Below are 26,420 nucleotides of genomic sequence, written 5' to 3'. Positions count from 1 at the left end.
TCAGGGATGTCCATTCTGGGATTGCAGGGCGTGCGCGGCGGTGTAGGCACCACATCAATCACTTCGGCGCTCGCCTGGGCGCTGCAAATACTCGGGGAAAATGTGCTGGTCGTTGATGCCAGCCCCGATAACCTGCTGCGTATGTCATTCAATGTCGATTTTGCCCATCGCGACGGCTGGGCCAGGGCGCTGCTGGACGGTAAAGACTGGCGCGATGCCGGACTGCGTTATACCACCCAGCTCGATCTGCTGCCGTTCGGACAGCTTACGGTGGAAGAGCGGGAGAATCCTCAGGAATGGGCGGAAAAGCTGGGAGCTATTTGCGCTGGCCTGCGCGAACTGAAAGAGAGCCGACGCTATTCGTGGATTTTGCTGGATCTTCCCCACGGCGTCTCACCGCTGACGCAACAGTTGGTCAGTCTCTGCGATCATACGCTGGCGGTGGTAAAAGCGGACACCAATTGCCATATCCGGCTGCATCAACAGGCGCTGCCCACGGGCGCGCATATTCTGATTAACGATTTACGCATTGCCAGCCAGTTGCAGGACGATCTGTACCAGGTCTGGCTGCAAAGCCAGCGTCGTTTGCTGCCGATGGTGATCCATCGCGATGAAGCGATGGCGGAGTGTATGGCTTCGAAACAGCCGCTGGGCGAGTACCGTGGCGATTCGCTGGCGGCAGAAGAGGTGCTGACGCTGGCGAACTGGTGTTTGCTGCACTATGCGGGCAATCGCGCCCCTGCCGGGAGCGCATCATGAACATCCTGACCCGGTGGCTTCTCATTCCGCCGGTCGGCGCACGCCTGAGCGAGCGCTATCAGGGGTATCGCCGTCATGGCGCGTCGCCGTTCAGTGCGATGCTGGGCTGCCTGTGGGTGATTCTGGCGTGGACTTTTATTCCGCTTGAGCATCCGCGCTGGCAGCGCATTCGCGCGCAGCATAAAGCGCTCTATCCGCACATTAACGCCAACCGACCGCGTCCGCTGGACCCGGCCCGCTATGCCATTCAAACGCTCTGGTTGATGGCCTTCTCGCCGCGTAAAGAGAAGAAGGTCGAACCGCGCTGGCGGTCGCTCTCCCGCCTGCTGGGCGTGCGCGGTCGCTATCATCAGTGGATGGACACGCTGCCCGACCGCGTCAGTAAAAAGACCACGCACCTGGAAAGCGAAAAAGAGCTGGGCCATCTTAGCAACGGGGTGCGCCGCTTTATCCTCGGCGTCATCGTCACTTTTTCCCTGATTCTGGCGATCATCTGTATTACCCAGCCGTTTAACCCGCTGTCGCAGTTTATCTTCCTGATACTGCTGTGGGGCGTCGCGCTGCTGGTGCGGCGGATACCGGGGCGTTTCTCCGCCCTGATGCTGATTGTGCTGTCGCTGACGGTGTCATGCCGTTATATCTGGTGGCGCTATACCTCGACGTTAAACTGGGATGACCCGCTGAGCCTGGTTTGTGGGCTGATTTTGCTGTTTGCGGAAACCTACGCCTGGATTGTCCTGGTGCTGGGGTATTTCCAGGTCGTCTGGCCGCTTAACCGTCAGCCCGTGCCGCTACCGAAAGAGATGGCGCAGTGGCCGACGGTGGACATTTTTATTCCGACTTACAACGAAGACCTCAGCGTGGTGAAAAACACCGTTTACGCCTCGTTGGGCATCGACTGGCCGAAAGACAAGCTGAGCATCTGGATTCTTGACGACGGTGGGCGCGAAGAGTTCCGCCAGTTTGCCCAGACCGTCGGCGTACAGTATATCGCCCGTACCACGCATGAGCACGCCAAGGCCGGCAACATCAATAACGCGCTGAAATACGCGAAAGGCGAGTTTGTCTCGATTTTTGACTGCGACCATGTCCCGACACGCTCGTTCCTGCAAATGACGATGGGCTGGTTCCTGAAAGAGAAAAAGCTCGCCATGATGCAGACGCCGCACCACTTTTTCTCGCCGGACCCGTTTGAACGCAACCTCGGTCGTTTCCGTAAAACGCCGAACGAAGGCACGCTGTTTTATGGGCTGGTGCAGGATGGCAACGACATGTGGGATGCCACGTTCTTCTGCGGATCGTGCGCGGTGATTCGCCGTAAACCGCTGGATGAGATTGGCGGCATTGCCGTTGAGACCGTGACCGAAGATGCGCATACCTCGCTGCGCTTGCACCGTCGTGGCTACACCTCGGCCTATATGCGCATTCCACAGGCGGCAGGTCTGGCGACGGAAAGCCTGTCCGCGCACATCGGGCAGCGTATTCGCTGGGCGCGCGGCATGGTGCAAATCTTCCGTCTGGATAACCCGCTGTTCGGCAAAGGCTTAAAGCTGGCGCAGCGTCTGTGTTACGTCAACGCCATGTTCCACTTTTTATCGGGCATTCCACGGCTCATCTTCCTGACGGCGCCGCTGGCTTTCCTGCTGCTGCACGCCTATATCATCTATGCGCCCGCGCTGATGATTGCGCTGTTTGTGTTGCCGCACATGATTCACGCCAGCCTCACCAACTCGAAGATTCAGGGGAAATATCGCCACTCCTTCTGGAGTGAAATCTACGAAACGGTGCTGGCCTGGTATATCGCGCCGCCGACGATGGTGGCGCTGATCAACCCGCATAAAGGGAAATTCAACGTTACCGCGAAAGGCGGGCTGGTAGAGGAAGAGTATGTCGATTGGGTGATTTCCCGGCCCTATATCTTTCTGGTGCTGCTCAACCTGCTGGGGGTCGTGGTGGGCGTCTGGCGTTACTACTACGGCCCCGCCAACGAAATACTCACGGTGATCGTCAGTCTGGTGTGGGTTTTCTATAACCTGATCATTCTGGGTGGCGCGGTGGCGGTCTCTGTGGAAAGTAAGCAGGTACGCCGGGCGCACCGCGTTGAAATCTCCATGCCGGCGGCCATTGCCCGTGAAGATGGCCACCTGTTCTCATGCACCGTGCATGACTTCTCCGACGGCGGCTTGGGGATTCGGATCAACGGGCAGGCGCAGGTGCTGGAAGGGCAAAAGGTTAATTTATTGCTTAAACGCGGCCAGCAAGAGTACGTCTTTCCTACTCAGGTCGTGCGCGTGCTGGGCAATGAGGTCGGGCTGCAATTGCTGCCGATGACCACGAAACAACATATCGACTTTGTGCAGTGCACATTTGCCCGCGCGGATACGTGGGCGCTCTGGCAGGACAGCTTCCCGGAAGACAAACCGCTGGAAAGCCTGCTGGATATTCTGAAGCTGGGCTTCCGTGGCTACCGCCATCTTGCGGAATTTGCTCCGTCTTCCGTCAAAGTAATTTTCCGTTCTCTGACGACGCTGGTTTCCTGGATTGTGTCGTTTATTCCGCGTCGCCCGGAGCGGCAGCCGGATCAGGTGATGGCTCAACAATGATGATAACGCGATGAAAAGAAAACTTTCCTGGGTTTATGCAGTGGCTATGGGGATAAGCGCTTTCCCCACTTTCATGACGAATGCGACGCCTGCAACGCAACCATTGATCAATGCTGAGCCAGCGCAAGCGCCGACAGCGCCTGCGCCAGAAACGCCGGAGCAGCCGGTCGGCCAGGTAATGCCGGGCGTGCCGGGCGCCGATGCGCCCGTGGTGGCGCAAAACGGGCCTTCCCGCGATGTGAAGCTGACCTTCGCGCAAATCGCGCCGCCGCCGGGCAGTATGGTGCTGCGTGGCGTGAACCCGAATGGCAGCATTGAGTTCGGTATGCGCAGCGATGAGGTGGTGTCGAAAGCGATGCTGAACCTGGAATACACCCCGTCGCCGTCGTTGCTGCCGATCCAGTCGCAGCTGAAGGTCTACCTCAATGATGAGCTGATGGGCGTGTTGCCGGTCACGAAAGAGCAACTGGGCAAAAAGACGCTGGCCCAGATGCCGATCAACCCGCTCTTTATCACCGATTTTAACCGCGTGCGGCTGGAGTTCGTCGGGCACTATCGTGATGTCTGCGAAAACCCGGCCAGCAGTACGCTCTGGCTGGATGTTGGCCGCAGTAGCGTGCTGGATCTGACGTACCAGACCCTGCCGGTGAAAAACGATCTGTCGCACTTCCCGGTGCCGTTCTTCGATCCGCGGGACAACCGCCAGGTTACGCTGCCTGTGGTCTTTGCCGGTTCGCCGGATCTGATGCAGCAGCAGGCGGCATCCATTGTCTCTTCATGGTTCGGTTCGCGCGCAGGCTGGCGCGGCCAGCATTTCCCGGTGATGTACAACACGCTGCCGGATCGTAATGCCATCGTCTTTGCCACGAACAACAAGCGCCCTGATTTCCTGCGCGATCATCCGCCGGTAAAAGCGCCGGTGATTGAGATGATCAGCCACCCGGACAACCCATATGTGAAGCTGCTGGTGGTCTTTGGCCGCGACGATAACGATCTGTTGCAGGCGGCGAAAGGCATTGCGCAAGGGAATATTCTGTTCCGTGGCGACAGCGTGGTGGTGGATGAGGTGAAGCCTCTGCTGGCGCGTAAACCTTATGATGCGCCGAACTGGGTACGTACTGACCGTGCGGTGACGTTCGGCGAGCTGAAAACCTATAAAGAGCAGCTCCAGTCCACCGGGCTGGAACCTGCGGCGATTTCGCTGTCGCTGAATCTGCCGCCGGATCTCTATCTGCTGCGCAGCAACGGTATTGATATGAACCTCAACTACCGTTACACCACGCCGCCGAGCAAAGACAGCTCGCGTATGGATATCAGCCTGAACGATCAGTTCCTGCAAGCGTTCAGCCTGAACAGCACCCAGGAAAGCAATCGCCTGCTGCTGCGTTTGCCGGTATTGCAGGGGCTGATTGACGGTAAAACGGACGTGTCGATCCCGGCGCTGAAGCTGGGGGCGATGAACCAGCTGCGCTTTGACTTCCAGTACATGAACCCGATGCCGGGCGGCTCGGTGGATAATTGCGTGACGTTCCAGCCGGTACAAAACCATGTGGTGATTGGCGACGACTCCACCATTGATTTCTCGAAATATTATCACTTTATCGCGATGCCGGACCTGCGTGCCTTCGCCAATGCGGGCTTCCCGTTCAGCCGGATGGCTGACCTTTCAGAAACCATTGCCGTGATGCCGAAAAACCCGAACGAAGCGCAGATGGAAACGCTGCTGGATGTGACCGGGACGATTGGCGCGCAGACCGGTTTCCCGTCGATTAACCTGAATATCACCGACGATAGCCGCCAGATTCAGGGTAAAGACGCGGATATTATGGTGATCGGGACAATCCCCGACGCACTGAAAGATGACAAACGCATCGACCTGCTGGTACAGGCGACGCAAAGCTGGGTGAACACACCGATGCGCCAGACGACCTTCCCGAGCATCATGCCGGATGAGGCCGACCGCGCGCCGGATGCGAAATCTACCATCACCTCTGCTGGCGCGATGGCGGCGGTAGTGGGCTTCCAGTCACCGTTCAACGACCAGCGTAGCGTGGTGGCGCTGCTGGCAGACAGCCCGCGCGGGTATGAACTGCTGACCGAAGCGATGAACGACAGCGGAAAACGCGCCGCCATGTTTGGCTCCGTGTCGGTGATCCGCGAGTCTGGCGTCAACAGCCTGCGGGTGGGCGATATTTACTACGTAGGGCATTTACCGTGGTTCGAACGCCTCTGGTACGCGTTATCGAATCATCCGGTGCTGCTGGCGATACTGGCGGCGGTTAGCGTCGTGCTGTTGGCCTGGGTTCTGTGGCGTCTGCTGCGCATTATCAGCCGTCGTCGACTCGATCCCGATAACGAGTAATCGATGATGAACGCGCTGCGTGGATGGATGTTAACTGCCCTGATGCTGGCGACCGTCAGCGTGCAGGCGGCCTGTACGTGGCCGGCATGGATACAGTTCAAAAAGGACTATATCAGTCAGGAAGGACGGGTGATTGACCCCAGCGACGCGCGCAAAATCACGACGTCGGAAGGGCAAAGCTATGCGCTGTTCTTTGCCCTCGCCGCCAACGATCGTCCGGCATTTGACCTGATCCTCGACTGGACGCAAAACAACCTGGCGCAGGGTTCCTTACAGGCGCATCTGCCTGCCTGGCTGTGGGGGCAGAAAGACCCCTCGACCTGGGAGGTGCTGGATGCAAACTCCGCTTCCGACGGCGATATCTGGATGGCCTGGTCGCTGCTGGAAGCCGGGCGCTTATGGAAAACGTCGCGTTATACCGACACTGGCGCCGCGCTGCTAAAACGCATTGCGCGTGAAGAGGTGGTAACGGTGCCGGGGCTGGGGTCAATGCTGCTGCCGGGGAACGTGGGTTTTGCGGAAAAGACGCGCTGGCGCTTTAACCCGAGCTATTTACCCCCGCAACTGGCGCAATATTTTACCCGCTTTGGCGCGCCCTGGACCACGCTGCGTGAAACCAATATGCGTTTGCTGATGGAAACCGCCCCGAAAGGGTTTTCGCCGGACTGGGTGCGCTATGAAAAAGACAAAGGCTGGCAGCTGAAACCGGAAAAAACGCTGGTCAGCAGTTACGATGCCATCCGCGTTTATTTATGGGCGGGGATGATGCACGACGGCGATCCGCAAAAAGCGCGGCTGCTGACGCGCCTGAAACCGATGGCGACGCTGACGACAAAAAACGGCGTTCCGCCAGAGAAGGTGGATGTCGCCAGTGGTAAAGCCCAGGGCGACGGGCCGGTGGGCTTTTCGGCTTCTTTATTGCCTTTCCTGCAAAACCGCGATGCTCAGGCGGTGCAGCGACAGCGCGTGGCGGATAATTTTCCCGGTAGCGATGCCTACTATAGCTATGTGCTAACGCTTTTCGGACAAGGATGGGATCAGCATCGTTTTCGCTTCACCGCTAAAGGTGAATTACTACCTGACTGGGGCCAGGAATGCGCAAGTTCAAATTAAGTCTCATCGATCTCATTTTGCCGGGTGGCGGTAACGCCTTATCCGGCCTACGGGATGCCGCTGATTGTAGGCCGGATAAGACGCTAAAGCGTCGCCATCGGGCAGTGCTCGGCCTGACGCTCGGCATCGCCTGGATGCCGTTCGCCGAGGCGGCGCCTTCCGCGCAACAGCAGTTGCTGCAACAGGTTCGGTTAGGCGAAGCCTCGCACCGTGAGGATTTGGTGCGCCAGTCGCTTTATCGCCTGGAACTGATCGACCCGAACAACCCGGAAGTGGTCGCCGCCCGGTTTCGCTACCTGCTGCGCCAGGGCGACAATGACGGGGCGCAGAAACAGCTCGACAGGCTTTCCCAGTTAGCGCCGAGTTCCAGCGCGTATCAGTCCTCCCGCACGACGATGATGCTTTCCACGCCGGAAGGACGCCAGTCCTTGCAGGAGGCGCGTTTACAGGCGACCACCGGTCATACCGAAGAAGCGATTGCCGCTTACGACGCGCTGTTTAAAGGTCATCCGCCGCAAGGCGATCTGGCGGTGGAATACTGGACGACGGTGGCAAAATCTCCCGCGAGACGTAACGAGGCGATTAATCAGCTTAAAAGAATTAACGCCAGTACGCCGGGCAATACCGCCCTGCAAAACACGCTGGCGCAGTTGCTGTTTGACGGCGGGCGACGCGATGAGGGATTTGCCGTATTAGAGCAGATGGCGAAATCCAGCGACGGGCGCACGACGGCTTCCGCTCTCTGGTATCAGCAGATTAAAGATCTGCCTGCCAGCGACGCCAGCGTAAAAGCGCTGCAAAAATACCTGACGGTGTTTAGCGAAGGCGACAGCGTCAATGCCGCGCGCAGCAAGTTGAGTGAACAGCAGCAACAGCTTTCCGACCCGGCGTTCAGAGCCAGAGCGCAAGGCCTGGCGGCGGTGGAAGCCGGACAGGGCGGGAAAGCCGTAACGGAATTGCAGCAGGCGGTAAGCGCGGATCACCGCGACAGCGAAGCCGTCGGCGCGCTGGGGCAGGCCTATTCGCAGCGCGGCGATCGTGCCCGCGCGGTGGCGCAGTTCCAGAAAGCGCTGGCGATGGACCCGAACAGCAGCAGTCGCGGCAAATGGGAAAGCCTGCTGAAGGTAAACCGCTACTGGCTGGCGATTCAGCAGGGCGACGCCGCGCTGAAAGCGAATAACCCGGACCAGGCGGAACGCCTCTACCGGCAGGCCAGGAGCATCGACAATACCGACAGCTATGCCGTGCTGGGGCTGGGCGACGTGGCGATGGCGCGTAAAGATTATCCCGCCGCCGAGCGCTACTATCAGCAGACGCTGCGAATGGACAGCGGCAACAGCAACGCCGTGCGCGGCCTGGCGAATATCTATCGTCAGCAGTCCCCGGAGAAAGCCTCGGCGTTTATCGCGTCGCTCTCCAGTCGTCAGCGGCAAAGTATTGATGATATTGAGCGTAGCCTTGAAAACGACCGGCTGGCGCAGCAGGCCGAAGCGCTGGAAAACCAGGGGAACTGGGCGCAGGCGGCGGAACTGCATCGTCGCAGGCTGGCGCTGGACCCCGGCAGCGTCTGGGTAACGTATCGTTTGTCCCGCGATCTGTGGAACGCCGGGCAGCGCAGCCAGGCTGATGCGCAAATGCGCGCGCTGGCGCGTCAGAAACCGAACGACCCGGATCAGGTGTATGCCTATGGGCTGTACCTCGCGGGCAACGATCAGGATCGCGCGGCGATGGCGCATATCAATAATCTGCCGCGTAGCCAGTGGAACAGTAACATTCAGGAACTGGCGGACAGGCTGCAAAATAATCAGGTGCAGGAAACCGCCAGCCGCCTGCGTGATAGCGGCAAAGAGTGGGAAGCGGAAACGCTGCTTCGCCAGCAGCCCGCCTCTACGCGCATTGATTTAACCCTTGCCGACTGGGCGCAGCAGCGGCGCGATTATTCTTCGGCGCGCGCCGCCTATGATGCGGTTCTGGCGCGGGAGCCGGGTAATGTCGATGCCCGACTTGGCCTGACGGAAGTCTATATTGCGCAGGGCGATAACGCGGCGGCGCGGGCGGAACTGGCGAAACTTCCCGCCCCGGCAACCGGGGAGCCGCTGTCCATCAATATGCAGCGCCGTATGGCGCGAGCCCAGGCGCAGCTGGGCGATACCGTCGCGGCGCAGCAGACCTTCAACACGATTGTGCCGCAGGCGAAGTCACAGCCGCCTTCTATGGAAACTGCGATGGTGCTGCGCGACGCGGCGGGCTTTCAGGCGCAAAACGGTGAACCGCAGCAGGCGCTTGAGACGTACAAAGACGCGATGGTGGCTTCCGGCATTACGCCGACCCGCCCGCAGGATAATGACACCTTTACTCGCCTGACCCGTAATGACGCGAAAGATGACTGGTTAAAACGCGGCGTGCGCAGCGATGCGGCGGATTTATATCGACAGCAGGATCTGAACGTCACGCTGGAGCATGATTACTGGGGATCGAGCGGCACCGGCGGCTACTCCGATCTGAAAGCGCATACCACCATGTTCCAGGTTGACGCGCCGTTGTCAGATGGCCGGATGTTCTTCCGTGCTGACCTGGTGAACGTGGATGTCGGCAGTTTCTCGACCCATGCGGACGGCACCTGGGACAAGAACTGGGGCACCTGTACGCTGCATGACTGTAGCGGCAACCGCAGCCAGTCTGATACCGGCACGAGCGTGGCGGTCGGCTGGAAAAACGAGACCTGGAGCTGGGATATCGGGACCACGCCGATGGGCTTTAACGTTGTCGATGTGGTTGGCGGCGTGAGCTACAGCAATGATATCGGGCCGCTGGGCTATACGCTGAACGCGCACCGTCGGCCAATCTCCAGTTCTCTGCTGGCCTTCGGCGGGCAGAAAGACGCGCCGAGCAACACGGGCACAAAATGGGGCGGCGTGCGTGCGGACGGCGGCGGTGTGAGCCTGAGCTATGACAAAGGTGAAGCCAACGGCGTCTGGGCTTCGCTGAGCGGCGATCAACTGACCGGTAAGAACGTCGCGGATAACTGGCGCGTGCGCTGGATGACGGGCTATTACTATAAAATCATCAATGAGAATAACCGTCGCGTCACCGTCGGCCTGAACAATATGATCTGGCACTACGACAAAGACCTGAGCGGGTATTCGCTGGGGCATGGCGGTTATTACAGTCCGCAGGAGTATGTGTCGTTCGCCGTGCCGGTGATGTGGCGGCAGCGTACGGAAAACTGGTCGTGGGAGCTGGGCGGTTCGGTATCCTGGTCGCATTCACGCACCAAAACCATGCCGCGTTATCCGCTGATGAATTTGATCCCGACGGATTACCGCGAAGAGGCGGCCACGCAGACGAATGGCGGCGGCAGCAGCCAGGGCTTTGGTTATACGGCGCGGGCGCTGATCGAGCGACGGGTGACGTCTAACTGGTTCCTCGGAACGGCAATTGATATTCAGGAAGCGAAGGATTATACGCCGAGCCATTTCCTGCTGTATGTGCGTTATTCCGCTGCGGGATGGCAGGGCGATATGGATTTACCGCCGCAGCCGCTGGTGCCGTACGCGGACTGGTAAGCGCCGAACGCCTGATGGCGACGCGTTCGCGTCTTATCAGGCCTACAACTCGCTCTTTCGTAGGCCGGATAAGGCGGTCACGCCGCCATCCGGCAAGGTGCGCTTTCTGTAGGCCGGATAAGGCGGTTACGCCGCCATCCGGCACTGATGATTCAGAAAAGTCCTTTTCAGATACGGCCTCTCTTTATGTCTGCGCGATCGGGTATACTCTGGCGGCAGCCTGGGGATAGTCATGGAGAGTCAATTTGCGCGTCAGCCGCTCGTTAACAATTAAGCAGATGGCAATGGTTGCGGCCGTTGTCCTGGTGTTTGTATTTATTTTTTGCACCGTTTTGCTGTTTCATTTAGTACAGCAGAACCGCTATAACACGGCTACGCAACTGGAAAGTATCGCCCGTTCTGTCCGCGAACCGCTGTCCGCCGCAATCCTGAAAGCGGATATCCCTGAAGCGGAAACCATCCTGGCGCGCATTCAGCCTGCGGGCGTGGTCAGCCGCGCCGACGTGGTGCTGCCGAACCAATTCCAGGCGCTACGAATGAGTTTTATTCCTGAGCGCTCCGTCCCGGTGACGGTGACGCGTCTGTTTGAACTGCCGGTGCAGATCTCGCTGCCGGTCTATTCCCTTGAGCGGCCAGCCAACCCACAGCCGCTGGCGTATCTGGTGCTCCAGGCGGACTCGTTCCGCATGTATAAGTTCGTGATGAGCACACTCTCGACGTTAGTGACCATTTACTTACTTTTATCGCTGATGCTGACGGTGGCGATAACCTGGTGTATGAACCGCCTGATTGTGCATCCTCTACGCAAAATCGCCCGGGAGCTTAACGATATCCCGCCGCAGGAGCTGACAGGCCATCAGCTGGCGCTGCCGCGTCTGCATCATGACGATGAGATCGGTATGCTGGTGCGTAGCTACAACCTGAATCAGCAGATTGCCCAGCGTCACAGCATTGAGCAAAACGATCATGCGATGCGCTTTCCGGTTTCCGAGCTCCCCAACAAGGCTTTTCTGATGGGGCTTCTGGAACAGGTTGTGACGCGTCAGCAGACGACGGCGTTAATGATTGTCACCTGTGAAACGCTGCGCGATACCGCAGGCGTGCTCAAAGAGACGCAGCGGGAAATCCTGTTGCTTACGCTGGTGGAAAAACTGAAATCGGTGCTGGCGCCGCGAATGGTGCTGACGCAGGTAAGCGGCTTTGATTTCGCCATCATCGCGCACGGCGTAAAAGAACCGTGGCACGCGATTACGTTAGGTCAGCAAGTGCTCACTGTCATTAATGAACGGCTGCCGATCGAAAGCATCCAGCTGCGCCCCAGTTGCAGCATTGGGGTGGCGATGTTTTACGGCGACCTGACGGCTGAGGCGCTTTATGGTCGCGCCGTCTCCGCCGCCTTTACCGCCCGCCGCAAAGGTAAAAATCAGATTCAGTTCTTTGACCCGGCGCAGATGGAAGCCGCGCAGCAGAGATTGACGGAAGAGAGCGATATTCTCAACGCGCTGGATAACCACCAGTTCGCCATCTGGCTGCAACCGCAGGTGGAGATGTCCAGCGGTAAGGTCCTGAGCGCAGAAGCATTATTACGCGTGCAGCAGCCGGATGGCAGTTGGGAACTCCCGGAAGGGTTAATTGACCGTATCGAATCCTGCGGTCTGATGGTGACGGTCGGGTACTGGGTGCTGGAAGAGTCCTGTCGCCAGCTTTCCGCCTGGCAGGAGCGCGGCGTGATGATGCCGCTCTCGGTGAATCTTTCCGCATTGCAGCTCATGCACCCGAATATGGTGTCGGATCTGCTGGAGCTGCTAAGCCGCTATCGTATTCAGCCGGATACATTGATTCTGGAAGTAACGGAAAGCCGACGCATCGACGACCCGCATGCCGCCGTCGCCATCCTGCGCCCGCTGCGCAGCGCGGGCGTACGCATCGCGCTGGATGACTTTGGTATGGGATACGCAGGGTTGCGTCAGCTTCAGCACATGAAATCGCTGCCGGTCGATATACTAAAAATCGACAAAATGTTTGTTGAGGGATTGCCGGAGGATGACAGCATGGTTACGGCGATTATCCTGATGGCGCGCAGCCTTAACCTGAAAATGATTGCGGAAGGCGTGGAGACCGAAGCGCAGCGCGACTGGCTGGCGCAGGCAGGGGTGGACGTGGCGCAAGGTTTCTTGTTTGCCCGCGCGGTTCCGCCGGATGTGTTTGAAGAACGTTACCTGAAGAACGCGCAGCCTGATTACAAAACTTAAAAAAGGTCAGACTTGTGCGAGCCAGCTCAAAGTTTTTAACATTTTTGTTTCAATTATGATCCAGGTGCATTTCTGTCATGTTGTGTGGGTGTTATTTTAAGGCCGCAGGTTAACCATAACCTTACAAGACCTGTGGTTTTTACTTCAAGGACACCCTATGAAAACCTCTCTGTTCAAAAGCCTTTACTTTCAGGTCCTGACAGCAATTGCCATTGGTATCCTCCTTGGCCATTACTACCCTGAATTAGGCGCACAAATGAAACCGCTTGGCGACGCGTTCGTTAAGCTGATTAAGATGGTCATCGCACCGGTTATCTTCTGTACTGTCGTTACCGGCATTGCAGGTATGGAAAGCATGAAAGCGGTGGGCCGCACCGGTGCGGTTGCGCTGCTTTACTTTGAGATTGTCAGTACGATTGCGCTGATCATTGGTCTCATTATCGTCAACGTCGTTCAGCCTGGCTCCGGGATGAACGTCGATCCGGCGACGCTGGATGCTAAAGCGGTGGCGATCTACGCCGAACAAGCAAAAGACCAGGGAATCGTGGGCTTCCTGATGGATATCATCCCGGGCAGCGTCATCGGCGCGTTCGCCAGCGGTAATATCCTACAGGTTCTGCTGTTTGCGGTGATGTTCGGCTTTGCGCTGCATCGTCTGGGCAGCAAAGGCCAGCTGATTTTCAACGTGATTGAAAGCTTCTCGCAGGTCATTTTCGGCATCATCAACATGATCATGCGCCTGGCGCCTATCGGTGCTTTCGGTGCAATGGCCTTTACTATCGGTAAATACGGCGTGGGTACGCTGGTGCAGTTGGGGCAGCTGATTGTCTGCTTCTACATCACCTGTATTCTGTTCGTGGTGGTGGTGCTTGGCTCGATTGCCCGCGCAGCTGGCTTCAGCATTTTTAAATTTATCCGCTACATCCGTGAAGAACTGCTGATTGTGCTGGGGACGTCCTCCTCCGAATCCGTGTTGCCGCGTATGCTGGATAAGATGGAAAAGCTGGGCTGCCGTAAGTCGGTGGTGGGGCTGGTTATTCCCACAGGCTACTCGTTTAACCTGGACGGAACCTCGATCTATCTGACGATGGCGGCGGTGTTTATCGCCCAGGCGACCAACAGTCATATGGATATCTTCCATCAGGTAACTCTGCTGGTGGTGCTGCTGCTCTCCTCGAAAGGGGCGGCCGGGGTAACGGGGAGCGGATTTATCGTGCTGGCTGCGACGATCTCTGCGGTGGGCCACTTACCGGTTGCGGGTCTGGCGCTGATCCTCGGTATCGACCGCTTTATGTCTGAAGCCCGCGCGCTGACCAACCTGGTCGGTAACGGCGTGGCAACGGTCGTTGTGGCGAAGTGGGTGAAAGAACTGGACCACAAAAAGCTGGATGATGTGCTGAATAATCGTGCGCCTGATGGCAAAACGCACGAATTATCCTCTTAATCTCACCTCTTATGCCCGCAGTCCCTTCCAGGACTGCGGGTGTTTGCGCATAATTGACCCCTGCACCCGAATCACTCAACATGTGGCTTCGGGATTTTTTCACTTCTGGCGTGACATTTTTATGTTCGCGCGGTCTAACACGAAGTGTTTTTAACGTCATATTCAGATAAGCCTTCCAGGCTGTCTTTTTATTACCAGGATTGTTGATCAGGGGTTTACATGCAGGGCACAAAAATTCGACTCTTAGCGGGCAGTCTGCTGATGATGGCTACTGTCGGCTATGTGCAGGCAGATGCGCTCCAGCCTGACCCGGCATGGCAACAGGGGACGCTGGCAAATGGATTACAGTGGCAAGTATTAGCTACCCCGCAGCGCCCAAGCGATCGTATTGAGGTTCGTCTGCTGGTCAATACCGGTTCGCTCACCGAAAGTACGCAACAGAGCGGTTTCAGCCATGCCATTCCCCGTATCGCGCTGACGCAAAGCGGCGGCCTTGAGGCCGCGCAAGCACGTTCACTCTGGCAGCAGGGCTTTGACCCCAAACGCCCTGTGCCGCCCGTTATCGTTTCTTATGATTCCACGTTATATAACCTCAGCCTGCCCAACACCCGTAACGATCTGCTAAAAGAGGCGCTCTCTTATCTGGCGCATACCTCCGGCAAACTGTCCATCACGCCAGAGACAGTTGCGCATGCAGTCAATAGTGAAGATATGGTTGCCACCTGGCCTATGGACACCAAAGAGGGCTGGTGGCGCTATCGTCTGAAAGGGTCTGCGCTGTTAGGCCACGATCCGGCCGAGCCGCTGAAACAGCCTGTGGATGTGGAGAAACTTAACGCGTTTTACCAGAAATGGTACACCCCGGACGCGATGACGCTGATTATCGTCGGTAACGTGGACGCGCGTTCGGTTTCTGAGCAGATCAACAAAACTTTCGGCGAGTTGCAAGGCAAGCGTGAAACGCCTGCGCCGGTGCCGACGCTTTCCCCTCTGCGCGCCGAAGCGGTCAGCATTATGACTGACGCCGTGCGCCAGGATCGTCTCTCCATCATGTGGGATACGCCGTGGCAGCCCATTCGCGAGTCTGCCGCGCTGCTGCGCTACTGGCAGGCGGATTTAGCCCGTGAAGCCCTGTTCTGGCATGTTCAGCAGGCGCTCAGCAAGAACAACGCCAAAGAGATTGGTCTCGGCTTTGACTGCCGGGTGCTGTTCCTGCGTGCGCAGTGCGCGATCAACGTTGAATCCCCCGGCGATAAGCTGAATCTGAACCTGGGGCTGGTGGCGCGTGAACTGGCGAAAGTCCGTGATAACGGCTTGCCGGAAGAGGAGTTTAACGCGCTGGTGGCGCAGAAGAATCTGGAGTTGCAGAAGCTGTTCGCCACTTATGCGCGTACCGATACCGATATCTTGATCAGCCAACGGATGCGCTCGTTGCAAAATCAGGTGGTCGATATTGCCCCGGAACAGTACCAGCGTTTACGGCAGAACTTCCTGAATAACCTGACCGTTGAGATGTTGAATCAAAACCTGCGTCAGCAGCTATCGCAAGATATGGCGTTGATTCTGCTTCAGCCGAAGGGCGAACCGGAGCTGAATATGAAGGACCTACAGGCGACGTGGGATCAAATCATGGCGCCAGTGACAGCAGCAGCAACAAGCGCAGAAACCGATGATGTCCACCCGGAAGTCACGGATATCCCGGCTGCGCAGTAGCAGTAGGCCGGATAAGGCGGTCACGGCCGCCATCCGGCGAGAATGTCATGCCCGATGGCGCTACGCTTATCCGGCCTACAGTGCGGTTATTGCGGCATCGCATCGCGCGGGATAATCGCCCCGCGATGCTGAATGACCGTGCTGGCGGTCAGGTGCCCGCGCTGTGCGGCCCCGGCAGCGTCGCCGCCGGTTAAACGTATTGCCAGATACCCGGCGCTAAAGGAGTCGCCCGCTGCGGTGGTGTCGATCACTTTCTCTTTTGGCAATTTCACCGCCGGAACGTCAATCACCTCTTCGCCTTTGATGGAAACCAGGCAGGAATCTGCGCCGCGTTTCACCACCACTTCCTGGACGCCTGCGTCGTGCGTGCGGGCAATGACCTCGGCAACCGGCTTTTCACCCCACAACGCGTCTTCATCATCCAGCGTCAGGAACGCGATATCCGTGCATTCCAGCATCTGCTGATATACCTGCTGCGTCTCTTCTTTGCTTGCCCACAGGCGCGGACGATAGTTGTTGTCAAAAATGACTTTCCCGCCGTTGGCGCGGCATTCGCGCATCAGCGACAGTAATTTATCGCGGCTGGACGGGCTTAAAATGGCAAGGCTGATCCCGCTCAGGTAGAGGTAGTCGAAGGTCGCCAGCTCTTCGCAGATTGCCGCAGACTGCTCGCTCTCCAGCCAGAATTTCGCTGCCGCCTCGTTGCGCCAGTAATAAAAAGTGCGTTCGCCAGTGCTGTCCGTCTCGATGTAATAGAGGCCCGGTAGACGGTTTTCCATGCGCTGCGTGAGGGAGGTATCGACATTTTCGCCTTGCCATGAATCCAGCATTTGCTGGCTGAAGCTGTCAGTGCCCAGCGCCGTCACGTAGTGTACGGACAAGGCCGCAGAATCGACCTGACGGGCGATGTAAACGGATGTATTCAACGTGTCGCCACCGAAACCGCGCTGAACGTCTGCGCCTTTCTGTGACAGCTCAATCATGCATTCGCCAATCACGGCAATCTTTTTGGACATAGTCGTGAACCTGCTCTGAAAAAAATTAGCGTTAGTGTGCGCTGTGGTGTATTCAGCGGTCAACTATATTAAAACATCGTTCCATTATTTTTTTGAGCCAACGCGTATTCTGTGTTGATTTTTGTCATGCTGTTTCTATTTTGCGGGACGCTGAACATAAAGTTCTTTGCCAGAGCGCCGATAACCTTTGACGAGTCCGGGCAGTCACACTCTCATTAACAGGACATCTGAGATGATAAAGCAGGTTATCCAGCAGCTAAGCATTCCTGAGGCAAGCATTGAAAGCTTGCAGGAGCGGCGCTTTTGGTTGCAGTGCGAACGTGCTTACACTTATCAGCCAATCTACCAGACCAACGGGCGATTGATGGCCGTGGAACTGCTGACGGTTGTGGTACACCCGGATAACCCTTCCCGGCGCGTTGCCCCGGATCGCTATTTTGCCGAACTGGCGGTAAGACACCGCGTGGATGTGGTGAAAGAACAGCTCCAGTTTCTGGAGCAGAAAGCCGATTTTTTCATGCGTCATGACCTGCTGGCCTCGGTCAATGTCGATGGCCCGACGCTGATCGCGATGCGTCAGCAGCCAGAGGTATTGAAAACGATTGAGCGCCTGCCCTGGCTGCGATTCGAACTGGTGGAACATATTCGTTTACCGAAAGACTCTTCGTTCGCCTCAATGTGTGAATTCGGCCCGCTCTGGCTGGATGATTTCGGCACCGGCATGGCGAATTTCTCTGCCCTGAGCGAAGTGCGTTACGACTACATCAAAGTGGCGCGGGATCTGTTTGTGATGCTGCGCCAGACGCCGGAAGGGCGAAACCTCTTTACGCTGCTGCTGCAACTGATGAACCGCTATTGCCGAGGCGTTATCGTCGAAGGCGTGGAAACGCTGGAAGAGTGGCGCGATGTACAACGTTCGCCCGCTTTCGCGGCGCAGGGGTATTTTCTGTCGCGTCCTGTTCCGCTGGAGAACCTTGAACAGGTGATCCTGATGCTGTAATACCCGCTGTTTCCCGGAATGGCGCGTCTTTCACGCGGTATTCCAGGACGCAGCCTGCCTCCCTTTTCCGTCTGCTGGACTATCTTTAGGACTGGCAAGGAAAGAAGTGAGGAAGTAAAACATGACGAAAGCAGGCAAAATAACCGCTGCCATATCAGGGACTTTGTTGTTGTTGATCGTCGTACTCATCGTCCTGATTGCGACATTTGACTGGAATCGCCTCAAACCGACCATCAACCAGAAAGTCTCTACAGAACTCAACCGGCCATTCGCCATTCGCGGCGATCTGGGCGTGGTGTGGGAACGTCAAAAACAGGAAACCGGCTGGCGAAGCTGGGTGCCCTGGCCGCACGTTCATGCCGAAGACATTATCCTCGGCAATCCGCCGGATATCCCCGAAGTCACGATGGTGCATCTCCCGCGCGTTGAAGCCACGTTGGCGCCACTGGCGTTGCTGACCAAAACCGTCTGGCTGCCGTGGATCAAACTGGTGAAGCCTGACGCCCGCCTTATCCGCCTCTCGGAGAAAAACAATAACTGGACCTTCACTCTTGCGGCTGACGAGAAAAACGATCCCAATGCGCAGCCGTCCGCCTGGTCGTTCCGTCTGGATACGATTTTGTTCGATCAGGGGCGCATCGCCATTGACGATAAGGTCAGCAAAGCCGATATCGAGATCCTGGTTGATCCGCTGGGTAAACCACTGCCTTTTAGCGAAGTCACGGGAGCCAAAAGCAACAACGACAACAACGTGGGGGATTATGTTTTCGGCCTTAAGGCGCAGGGGCGTTATAACGGGGAACCGCTGACCGGCACGGGCAAAATTGGCGGTATGCTGGCGTTACGCAGTGAAGGCGCGCCTTTCCCGGTGCAGGCTGATTTCCGCTCGGGCAATACTCGCGTGGCCTTTGCCGGGGTGGTCAACGATCCGCTGAACATGGGCGGCGTCGATCTCCAGCTTAAGTTTTCCGGCGACTCGCTGGGCGAATTGTACGACCTGACCGGCGTACTGCTGCCGGACACGCCGCCGTTTGAAACGGACGGTCGCCTGGTGGCGAAAATCGATACGGAGACATCCTCAGTTTTTGACTACCGCAATTTTAATGGCCGCATCGGCGACAGCGATATTCACGGCTCTCTTGCTTACACCACCGGCAAGCCGCGCCCCAAACTGGAAGGGGATGTGGAGTCGCGCCAGCTTCGCCTGGCTGACCTGGGGCCGCTGATCGGCGTGGATTCCGGGAAGGGGGCGCAGCAGTCGAAACGCGCCGAGCAAAGCAAGGGTGAAAAGAGCATCCAGCCTGCCGACAAAGTGCTGCCTTATGACCGCTTTGAAACCGATAAATGGGACGTGATGGATGCCGACGTACGCTTTAAGGGCGGGCGCATTGAGCACGGCAGCAGCCTGCCGGTCAGCGATCTCTCTACCCATATCATCCTGAAAAATGCCGATTTACGTTTGCAGCCGCTGAAATTTGGCCTGGCAGGCGGCAGCATTGTCTCCAGCATTCATCTGGAAGGGGATAAAAAGCCGATGCAGGGAAGGGCGAATATCCAGGCGCGTCGTCTTAAACTGAAAGCGCTGATGCCGGATGTCGAACTGATGCAGAAAACATTGGGCGAAATGAACGGTGACGCGGATATCCGGGGAAGCGGCAATTCAGTGGCGGCGCTGTTAGGTAACAGTAATGGCAACCTGAAGTTGCTGATGAACGATGGCGTGATCAGCCGCAACCTGATGGAGATTGTCGGCCTGAACGTGGGTAACTTTATTGTCGGGCAGATATTTGGCGACGATGAGGTACGGGTCAACTGCGCGGCGGCTAATCTTGACATCGTTAATGGCGTTGCGCGCCCGCAAATCTTTGCTTTTGATACGGAAAATGCGCTGGTTAACGTCACCGGAACCGCGAGTTTCGCCTCTGAGCAACTGGATTTAACCATCGATCCAGAGAGCAAAGGGATTCGCATTATTACGCTGCGTTCGCCGCTGTATGTGCGCGGGTCGTTTAAAAACCCGCAGGCGGGGGTGAAAGCCGGGCCGCTGATCGCGCGAGGCGCGGTCGCTGCGGCGCTGGCGACGTTAGTCACGCCTGCCGCCGCGCTTCTGGCGTTGATTTCCCCGTCAGAAGGCGATGCGAATCAGTGTCGGACGATTTTGTCGCAGATGAAGAAATGATGATAGTGCCGGATGGCGGTGTAAACACCTTATCCGGCCTATGGGTGATGGCGGTCAAATCACAACGACTGGTGGCGCGTTTCATGGGTCAACAGCAGCGCAATCAGCGTCAGGGCGGCCATTGACGCCAGATAAGTGCCGACCGCCGCCAGACCGTAGTTCCCCTGCAACCATGCGGCAATATATGGCGCTACGGACGCGCCAAGAATTGACGACACGTTATACGAGAAGGACGCGCCGGTGTAGCGAACTTCTGTCGGGAACAGCTCCGGCAACAGCGCGCCCATCGGGCCGAAGGTCAGCCCCATCAGACTCAGCCCCAGCAGCAGGAAAACGAATATCAATGCCGGATTACCGGAACCGAGCAACGGTTTAAAGGCAAACAGCGCGAACAGAATGATCATTGTCGTGATAATGACCATGCTCTTACGGCGACCAAAAGCGTCTGCCAGCAGGCCCGCAACCGGCACCATCACGCCAAAGCCGATCACCGCCAGCATCAACATCCACAACACCTCGTTACGCGGTAAACCGAGCCCCGCAGGAGCGGCTGCGGTACTGTACGTCATGGAATAGACCGTCATGATGTAGAACAGCGTATAGGTCGCCAGCATGATGAATGTCCCGAGTACCGTTACGCGTACGTGCCGGGTCAGCAGGGTGCCCAGCGGGATTTTCACCTGCTTTTTCGCCGCAGCGACCTTAGCGAATACCGGTGTTTCATGCAGCGAGACGCGGACGTACAGGCCGATAATGACCAGCACCGCAGAGAAAATGAACGGTAAACGCCAGCCCCAGGTCATGAACTGCTCATCGGTCAGCAGCCAGGAGAGGAGCAGGAACGTGCCGTTGGCGAAGAAGAAGCCGATAGGCGCGCCAAGCTGCGGGAAAGAGCCGTACAGCGCGCGCTTGCGCGGCGGGGCGTTTTCGGTCGCCAGCAGCGCCGCGCCGCCCCATTCTCCGCCGAGACCCAGACCCTGGCCAAAGCGCGCCAGCGCCAGCAGCAGCGGGGCGAAAATGCCAATGGTGGCATAGCCCGGCAGCAGGCCGATCACGACGGTGGAGATCCCCATCGTCAGCAATGACGCCACCAGCGTCACTTTACGCCCGACGCGGTCGCCGAAGTGGCCGAATAGCGCAGAGCCAATTGGGCGCGCGACAAAGGCGATGGCGAAGGTGGCGAGGGACTGAAGCGTTGCCGCTGCCGGATCGCCCTGCGGGAAGAAAATATGGGGGAACACGATTACCGCGGCAGTCGCGTAAATGTAGAAGTCGAAGAACTCAATGGCGGTGCCGATGAGGGAGGCAACGACGACTTTATTGCGCGAGTTTACCGGAACGTGTTCCTGTTCGTTGTCGAGTGTGGTGGCGGTTGCTTGCATAGTATTTTCTTATTTTTTGGCGAACGAACGGCCATATTACGCACAGCAAAAGCGACATTTCAATCTGTAACAAAGCGGGATTTTGCTCAAATAATGGTCAAAAAGGGGATAATGTTTAGACCTGCGATTTCACGTCTATGAAATGCTTCACACAATTTTAAACTTAGATGATAAAACTGGTTTTAGGTTAAATAAAAGTTACGGTCTGGATTTATATGCTGCAATGCGTGCCGTATAAGGCGTAGCGACCTGCCGGGCGGTAGGCCGGATAAGCATCGCGCCATCCGGCATCAAATGATGAACTAGCGGTGGGTTTTCCCTGGCATACGCGGGTCGTCTTTGTATTCGGCGGTGGCTATCCAGGCCGCGCAAAACAGCGTCAGGCGGGCAAAGAAGTAGAAGAACGCCATCAGGCCAAGCACGGAACCGAATGCGGCGCCGGACGGGGATTTCACCAGGGAAGGCAGCGTGTAGGTCATGATGATTTTGATCACCTCAAAACCGATCGCGGCGATAAACGTACCGCGAATCAATGCCTTCTTGCGCGGTCGATGGCGCGGTAGCCGCCAGAAAATCCAGAAGAACAGCAGGTAGTTGGCGAAAATCGAAATGGCCAGCCCAATCAACCGCCAGGCGGGTTTTAGCCACTCAATGCTGTCGAGATACAGCGCGGAGATAATCATCTGCTGCGCAGAACCGGCAATCGAGGTAATGGACAGCGTGATAATCAGCGCAACCAACAGCCCAATCAGCGAGACAAAATCGCGCAGGTATTTTATCCAGATTTTTTCCTGATCCTGCGGGGTGCGCTCCCACACGTCCCGAGACTGGGCGCGAATCGCTTCACGCAGGTTGCCCATCCAGTTGATCCCGGAATAGAGCGCAATGCCCAGCCCCACCAGGCCGACGGTGGTTCGCTGCTGAACGGCGGTGTTGATGGTGCTTTTCAGCGTGGACGCCAGCGTAGGGTCGCTGACGTTCATCAGGATTTTATTGAAGATGTCCTCTAACAGCGTGGGATGTGACGCGAGAATAAAACCGGCGGCGGCAAACGACACCATCAGGACAGGGATCATCGACAGAAACGAGAAATAGGTGATAGCGGCGCCAAACTGGTTGCCCAGCCGATCGTTAAAACGCTCTGCGGCGCGGATCAGGTGGGCAATCACCGGCTGACGCTGGATTCTCGCTGCCGTCGTGGAGACCGTTTTGAGCGCCTGGGTGGCCTTGTTGTTTGTTTCTGGTTCGTCACGATCGTGCGTCTCCACTTTGGGCACCGGCGCATGGTCGAGTTCCTGAATAGGGCGTTTTACGTCTTTTTCCTGCGTCATCAGGTCGATAGTCCTTCTTTTGTTAACTCTCAGAACAGTATAGCGTGTCAGTCCACGTAGTCTTTCATTACGCCGGTCAGCCACTCCATAAACAGGTGTACCCGGCGGGAGAGGTTGCGGCGATGCGGGTAGAGCAGGGACACCGGCATTGGGTCAGCGCGATACTGCGGCAGGATCTCGATGAGCGTCCCGGCGCGCAATGCCTCACGAACGCCGATGCGCGGCACCTGAATGATTCCCAGCCCCGCCAGGCAGGCGGCATGGTAGGTCTCGGTGCTGTTGACCGTCAGAATGCCGCCGGTTTTAATCCACTGCGTGCCGTTTGCCGTTGCCACTTCGAAGCCTTGCGGGCGCGTGCCCAGATTGACGGAATAATGAACCACCGCATGCGAGGCCAGATCGTCCAGACCTTCTGGGTAGCCAAAACGCGCCAGATACTGCGGGCTGGCGCAGTTAATGACCGACAGCTTTCCCAACGGGCGGGCGATCAACCCGGAATCTTTTAGCGTCCCGACCCGCACTACGCAGTCGAACCCTTCCCGTATCAAATCCACCAGGCGATCGCTGCTGCTGAGTTCCAGCTCAATACCCGGATATTGCTGTAAAAACGCGGGCAGGCGCGGTATCACCAGGTTCTTGGCGACCCCAACCGGCATATCGACCCGCAGCTTGCCGCTGATGCTGGCCGGGTCGTGCTGGAATAAACCGTCCAGCTCGTCCAGGTTCGTCAGCAGATCTTTCGCACGTTCGTAATACACCATTCCGTCCTGAGTAAGCTGAACCCGCCGGGTGGTGCGGTGCAGCAACTGCGTGCCGAGGTGGTTTTCCAGCGCCTGTATCTGGCGGGATACGCTACCTTTAGGAAGGCCTGATGTTTCGGCGGCGCGGGAAAAACTCTCCAGTTCAGCGACGCGAATGAACAACTGCATTGCGTGAATTTTATCCATCGCGAGGTCCCGGTGTTGTTCTGAATGAAACAGTGAAGCGCATTTCGCTACATTTATTGTTTTTCTAACACCTAATAAGCTCTTTCTCAATCTTCACAACACCTGAAATGAGGTTTCTTATGACGCAACGTATCGCATTAGTGACCGGCGGCAGCCGAGGGCTCGGTAAAAACGCGGCGCTTAAGCTGGCGAACAAAGGAATCGGGATCATTCTGACGTGGAACAGCAATGAAAAAGAGGCGCAGCAGGTCGTGCATGAAATTACGCAATCAGGCGGGAAAGCCGCAGCATTGCAGTTGAATGTCGGGGATATTTCGGGATTCCCGGCGTTTGTTGAAAAGGTGCGGGAAACCCTGAAAACGGAGTGGCAGCGTGATTCGTTTGATTATTTATTGAACAATGCCGGAATCGGCATCAACGCGCCGTATTCGACCTTCACTGAAGCGCAGTTTGACCAGCTTTTGAACATTCAGTTTAAAGGGCCGTTTTTCCTGACTCAGGGGCTGTTACCCCTGCTGAAGAATGGCGGCAGGATCCTCAATGTGTCGACGGGGCTGGCCCGTTTTGCGTTGCCTGGCTACAGCGCTTATGCCGCGATGAAGGGGGCGATGGAAGTGCTGACGCGTTATCAGGCAAAAGAGCTGGGCGAACGCGGCATCACCGTGAACATTATTGCGCCGGGAGCCATTGAAACTGATTTTGGCGGCGGCAATGTGCGGGACAATGAACAACTGAATGCGTATATCGCGTCACAAACCGCCCTGGGACGGGTTGGTTTGCCGGACGATATTGGTGATGCCATCGCCGCGTTGCTCAGCGATGAACTGGGCTGGATGACCGCGCAGCGTATCGAAGTGTCGGGCGGCATGTTCTTATAATCAGGATGATAATATTAAGCGGGTGGTTTACACCCGCAACATTAATTTAGATTAAGGATAAACTTATTTCAGGAACGCTGTTTTATTCCTGACGTTAATTTTAATATTCCGCGATGACTGTTCATCGACTTCTCTTTATTTCCCTCGCCGCCCACAATAAATTTCTCAACCTTTGCGTTGTAGTCACTGTAATGCCAAAAAAATCTGTTATATCTATCAAAACAGATAATTAAAATAATATTAAAAGCCTTCTTTATGGAGGGGCTTTTTTAGGGAAGATCATGACGAATAACGCTTCGCAGGCGATGCATTCGCCTTTTGAACACTGTCTGGGCATCATCCGTCAGGCGTCAGTGGAGATCCTGCTGCTGCTGGGCGTACATGTTGCGGAAGGAAAAGAACCGCGCTGGTTTATGGAACAACTGGATCAAGCCCGCCTTAATTTAGGCGGCTGGAGCGTGGTGGCAAAAAAATTACATATAAACGATGCGCAACTGAGCCAGTTTATGCTGCATTTGCGACATCTCCAGCAGTATGTTCCGCAATATGACAGCGGGAAGGATGTCAGTGAAAACCAACTGCTTGCCGCCCTGCGTTTTGTGGCGTCGTTGGAACAACTGCGCCAGCGGCAGCCGCTTCTCACTTATCAGACTGATATTGATGCAGGCAATCAGGACGCGCAAATACAGGCCCGGCGTCAGCTGCGGGCGATTGAACTCACGCTGAAAGCGCTTATTTCGCAGGTGTGGCCGGATCGTCATCAGTTGAATAGCTACCTGAAGCTGCATTTTGGCGCCGATCGTCTGCGACGCTGGTTAAAACTCAGCGAAGGACAGGATGCGCTCAGCGCGATGCTGTTCAGCGAGCTGGCATTGATGGTGGTCGATAAAAAGTCGTTTGCCCGTCACTATTCCGCATTTTTCAAAGACGCGTCTGCGCTGACGCTGTTTGTTGAGCCGCGTACGACCCTGCGTATGTTCCTTGAAGATTGCCGTCAGGCGCGTAACGGCATCATCGCCGGGCAGCCGCTCAGTTCCGTGCAGTTGTCGCTACTGGATTGTCAGTTCCGCCAGATCACCCGCTCGGTACAGCGGGCGTTTAATGAAAAACGCACCCGCATAAATCCGGCTTCGTTTATGGCGTCCGATGAGGGCGTGGTGGAGAAATTCTGGGAGGAGGCGCGAGAAAAAGACGCGCTGGCGGGGGGAGATAACCAGGAAATTGGCGAGAGTATTGAACCGCCTCACAAGCGACAGCAGCGGACGGCTGAAGAGCGTGAGCAGCTGATTTCCGGGGTGTTGTGGGGTGCGGTTGGTACAATGGTGTTGGCGATTCTGGTGGGGGCGTTTTGGTTGTTCAGCTCGCCGCCTCCTTCTGCCGCGCCCGTACAACGCGACGAGGTCATGCAGGATGACGCCCGGCTTGAGGCGCCCTCCGCGCGGGAAACCATGAGCCGCATGGGGATCACCTGGGACCCGTTTAATATGCGCTCGGCGATCGACCGTAATGATACGCGCGTTACGGCGTTGTTCTTACAGGGCGGGATGAACTGGCAGCTGGCCTGGACCGAACAGGCGTTTTCGGCGGGCAATGCCGATGTGCTGCAACTGCTGCTACGCTACCCTTCGCTGATGGATGAGGTAAAACCCTGCCGACGCTTCCTGATGTCGCTGAGCCACGCCATGCTGAACGGAGCGTCGCTGACGTCGCTGCATAAAAAGTATCTGCAAAGTTTTTGTACCGTTCCGGCGGTGGTGATGCGCCAGCAGCATGATATGGAGCAGGCCCGGCTGCGTGTTCAGGCCGAGCCCAGCGTGGAAAACAAAAAATGGTTAAAGATTCAGACCTCCATTTATAACGTGATTCGGTAACGCC

16 protein-coding genes are annotated in these 26,420 nt (G+C 56.9%); 12 read left to right on the top strand and 4 right to left on the bottom strand.

Translation table 11 applies throughout. From position 1 onward, the window contains the following. The first annotated feature begins 6 nt into the window (after positions 1–6). From bcsQ to OGV83_RS08840, 8 genes are all read left to right on the top strand, one after another. Positions 7–759: a cellulose biosynthesis protein BcsQ gene (gene bcsQ, locus OGV83_RS08875; RefSeq protein WP_012135662.1), complete on the top strand. Its 753-nt coding sequence runs from the start codon at positions 7–9 to the stop codon at positions 757–759. Further along, on the top strand, positions 756–3,362 hold the full coding sequence (gene bcsA / locus OGV83_RS08870; RefSeq protein WP_012135661.1) for a UDP-forming cellulose synthase catalytic subunit: 2,607 nt from the start codon (positions 756–758) through the stop codon (positions 3,360–3,362). Before bcsQ ends, bcsA begins: the two co-directional genes overlap by 4 nt. Before the next feature lie 10 nt (positions 3,363–3,372). Next, entirely contained in the window at positions 3,373–5,724 is a 2,352-nt protein-coding gene (gene bcsB / locus OGV83_RS08865; protein WP_286463447.1) for a cellulose biosynthesis cyclic di-GMP-binding regulatory protein BcsB, read from the top strand. A gap of 3 nt (positions 5,725–5,727) precedes the next feature. Next, the gene (gene bcsZ / locus OGV83_RS08860; protein ID WP_080750344.1) at positions 5,728–6,837 is read left to right on the top strand and encodes a cellulose synthase complex periplasmic endoglucanase BcsZ; all 1,110 of its coding nucleotides are present in this window, start codon (positions 5,728–5,730) and stop codon (positions 6,835–6,837) included. Further along, positions 6,819–10,403 (top strand): cellulose synthase complex outer membrane protein BcsC, encoded by a 3,585-nt coding sequence (gene bcsC, locus OGV83_RS08855; protein ID WP_286463445.1) that lies wholly within the window; start codon positions 6,819–6,821, stop codon positions 10,401–10,403. Before bcsZ ends, bcsC begins: the two co-directional genes overlap by 19 nt. A gap of 245 nt (positions 10,404–10,648) precedes the next feature. Then, positions 10,649–12,655, top strand: a complete 2,007-nt coding sequence (hmsP, locus tag OGV83_RS08850; protein WP_024131042.1) for a biofilm formation regulator HmsP — start codon at positions 10,649–10,651, stop codon at positions 12,653–12,655. A 157-nt stretch (positions 12,656–12,812) separates the two neighbouring features. After that, the gene (gene dctA, locus OGV83_RS08845) at positions 12,813–14,099 is read left to right on the top strand and encodes a C4-dicarboxylate transporter DctC (RefSeq protein ID WP_012135654.1); all 1,287 of its coding nucleotides are present in this window, start codon (positions 12,813–12,815) and stop codon (positions 14,097–14,099) included. A 219-nt stretch (positions 14,100–14,318) separates the two neighbouring features. Beyond that, positions 14,319–15,812 (top strand): M16 family metallopeptidase, encoded by a 1,494-nt coding sequence (locus tag OGV83_RS08840; RefSeq protein WP_115181005.1) that lies wholly within the window; start codon positions 14,319–14,321, stop codon positions 15,810–15,812. A gap of 86 nt (positions 15,813–15,898) precedes the next feature. Here the strand turns inward: OGV83_RS08840 and kdgK are convergent, their stop codons facing one another. Continuing rightward, positions 15,899–16,828 carry a 2-dehydro-3-deoxygluconokinase gene (gene kdgK, locus OGV83_RS08835; protein WP_049011537.1) on the bottom strand — a complete coding sequence of 310 codons (930 nt, stop codon included), beginning with the start codon at positions 16,826–16,828 and terminating at the stop codon, positions 15,899–15,901. Between the two features lie 232 nt (positions 16,829–17,060). Between kdgK and pdeH the strand changes: the two genes are divergently transcribed. Both pdeH and OGV83_RS08825 read left to right on the top strand, forming a co-directional pair. Continuing rightward, positions 17,061–17,828 (top strand): cyclic-guanylate-specific phosphodiesterase, encoded by a 768-nt coding sequence (gene pdeH / locus OGV83_RS08830; protein WP_012135651.1) that lies wholly within the window; start codon positions 17,061–17,063, stop codon positions 17,826–17,828. A gap of 121 nt (positions 17,829–17,949) precedes the next feature. Continuing rightward, positions 17,950–20,007: an AsmA family protein gene (locus tag OGV83_RS08825; RefSeq protein ID WP_110493680.1), complete on the top strand. Its 2,058-nt coding sequence runs from the start codon at positions 17,950–17,952 to the stop codon at positions 20,005–20,007. A gap of 59 nt (positions 20,008–20,066) precedes the next feature. On the opposite strand, the gene OGV83_RS08820 is transcribed toward OGV83_RS08825, so the two are convergent. The 3 genes from OGV83_RS08820 to OGV83_RS08810 form a co-directional block, all read right to left on the bottom strand. Next, positions 20,067–21,389, bottom strand: coding sequence for an MFS transporter (locus tag OGV83_RS08820; RefSeq protein ID WP_049011539.1), 1,323 nt, complete (start codon positions 21,387–21,389; stop codon positions 20,067–20,069). A 302-nt stretch (positions 21,390–21,691) separates the two neighbouring features. Continuing rightward, positions 21,692–22,720 (bottom strand): inner membrane protein YhjD, encoded by a 1,029-nt coding sequence (gene yhjD / locus OGV83_RS08815; RefSeq protein WP_012135646.1) that lies wholly within the window; start codon positions 22,718–22,720, stop codon positions 21,692–21,694. 47 nt (positions 22,721–22,767) lie between these two features. Further along, a complete protein-coding gene (locus OGV83_RS08810) occupies positions 22,768–23,667 on the bottom strand; it encodes a LysR family transcriptional regulator (RefSeq protein ID WP_047460427.1) in 900 nt (299 codons plus the stop codon). A 119-nt stretch (positions 23,668–23,786) separates the two neighbouring features. Between OGV83_RS08810 and OGV83_RS08805 the strand changes: the two genes are divergently transcribed. Continuing rightward, entirely contained in the window at positions 23,787–24,545 is a 759-nt protein-coding gene (locus tag OGV83_RS08805) for an SDR family NAD(P)-dependent oxidoreductase (protein WP_110493681.1), read from the top strand. 281 nt (positions 24,546–24,826) lie between these two features. After that, on the top strand, positions 24,827–26,416 hold the full coding sequence (locus OGV83_RS08800; protein ID WP_248622786.1) for an STY4199 family HEPN domain-containing protein: 1,590 nt from the start codon (positions 24,827–24,829) through the stop codon (positions 26,414–26,416). The last annotated feature ends 4 nt before the right edge of the window (positions 26,417–26,420 follow it).

Origin of the sequence: Citrobacter sp. CK189 (assembly GCF_030333505.1) — a bacterium.
Taxonomy (GTDB): Bacteria; Pseudomonadota; Gammaproteobacteria; order Enterobacterales; family Enterobacteriaceae; genus Citrobacter_B; species Citrobacter_B koseri.
This window is presented reverse-complemented; position numbering and strand designations above follow the sequence as displayed.

Excerpts from the sequence above, each read along its gene's own strand:
- OGV83_RS08840 (WP_115181005.1), top strand. The coding sequence starts at position 14,319 with ATGCAGGGCACAAAAATTCGACTCTTAGCGGGCAGTCTGCTGATGATG.
- pdeH (WP_012135651.1), top strand. The coding sequence starts at position 17,061 with ATGATAAAGCAGGTTATCCAGCAGCTAAGCATTCCTGAGGCAAGCATT.
- OGV83_RS08800 (WP_248622786.1), top strand. The coding sequence starts at position 24,827 with ATGACGAATAACGCTTCGCAGGCGATGCATTCGCCTTTTGAACACTGT.
- OGV83_RS08825 (WP_110493680.1), top strand. The coding sequence starts at position 17,950 with ATGACGAAAGCAGGCAAAATAACCGCTGCCATATCAGGGACTTTGTTG.
- kdgK (WP_049011537.1), bottom strand. The coding sequence starts at position 16,828 with ATGTCCAAAAAGATTGCCGTGATTGGCGAATGCATGATTGAGCTGTCA.
- bcsQ (WP_012135662.1), top strand. The coding sequence starts at position 7 with ATGTCCATTCTGGGATTGCAGGGCGTGCGCGGCGGTGTAGGCACCACA.
- bcsZ (WP_080750344.1), top strand. The coding sequence starts at position 5,728 with ATGATGAACGCGCTGCGTGGATGGATGTTAACTGCCCTGATGCTGGCG.
- OGV83_RS08820 (WP_049011539.1), bottom strand. The coding sequence starts at position 21,389 with ATGCAAGCAACCGCCACCACACTCGACAACGAACAGGAACACGTTCCG.
- dctA (WP_012135654.1), top strand. The coding sequence starts at position 12,813 with ATGAAAACCTCTCTGTTCAAAAGCCTTTACTTTCAGGTCCTGACAGCA.
- yhjD (WP_012135646.1), bottom strand. The coding sequence starts at position 22,720 with ATGACGCAGGAAAAAGACGTAAAACGCCCTATTCAGGAACTCGACCAT.
- bcsC (WP_286463445.1), top strand. The coding sequence starts at position 6,819 with ATGCGCAAGTTCAAATTAAGTCTCATCGATCTCATTTTGCCGGGTGGC.
- OGV83_RS08810 (WP_047460427.1), bottom strand. The coding sequence starts at position 23,667 with ATGGATAAAATTCACGCAATGCAGTTGTTCATTCGCGTCGCTGAACTG.
- OGV83_RS08805 (WP_110493681.1), top strand. The coding sequence starts at position 23,787 with ATGACGCAACGTATCGCATTAGTGACCGGCGGCAGCCGAGGGCTCGGT.
- bcsA (WP_012135661.1), top strand. The coding sequence starts at position 756 with ATGAACATCCTGACCCGGTGGCTTCTCATTCCGCCGGTCGGCGCACGC.
- bcsB (WP_286463447.1), top strand. The coding sequence starts at position 3,373 with ATGAAAAGAAAACTTTCCTGGGTTTATGCAGTGGCTATGGGGATAAGC.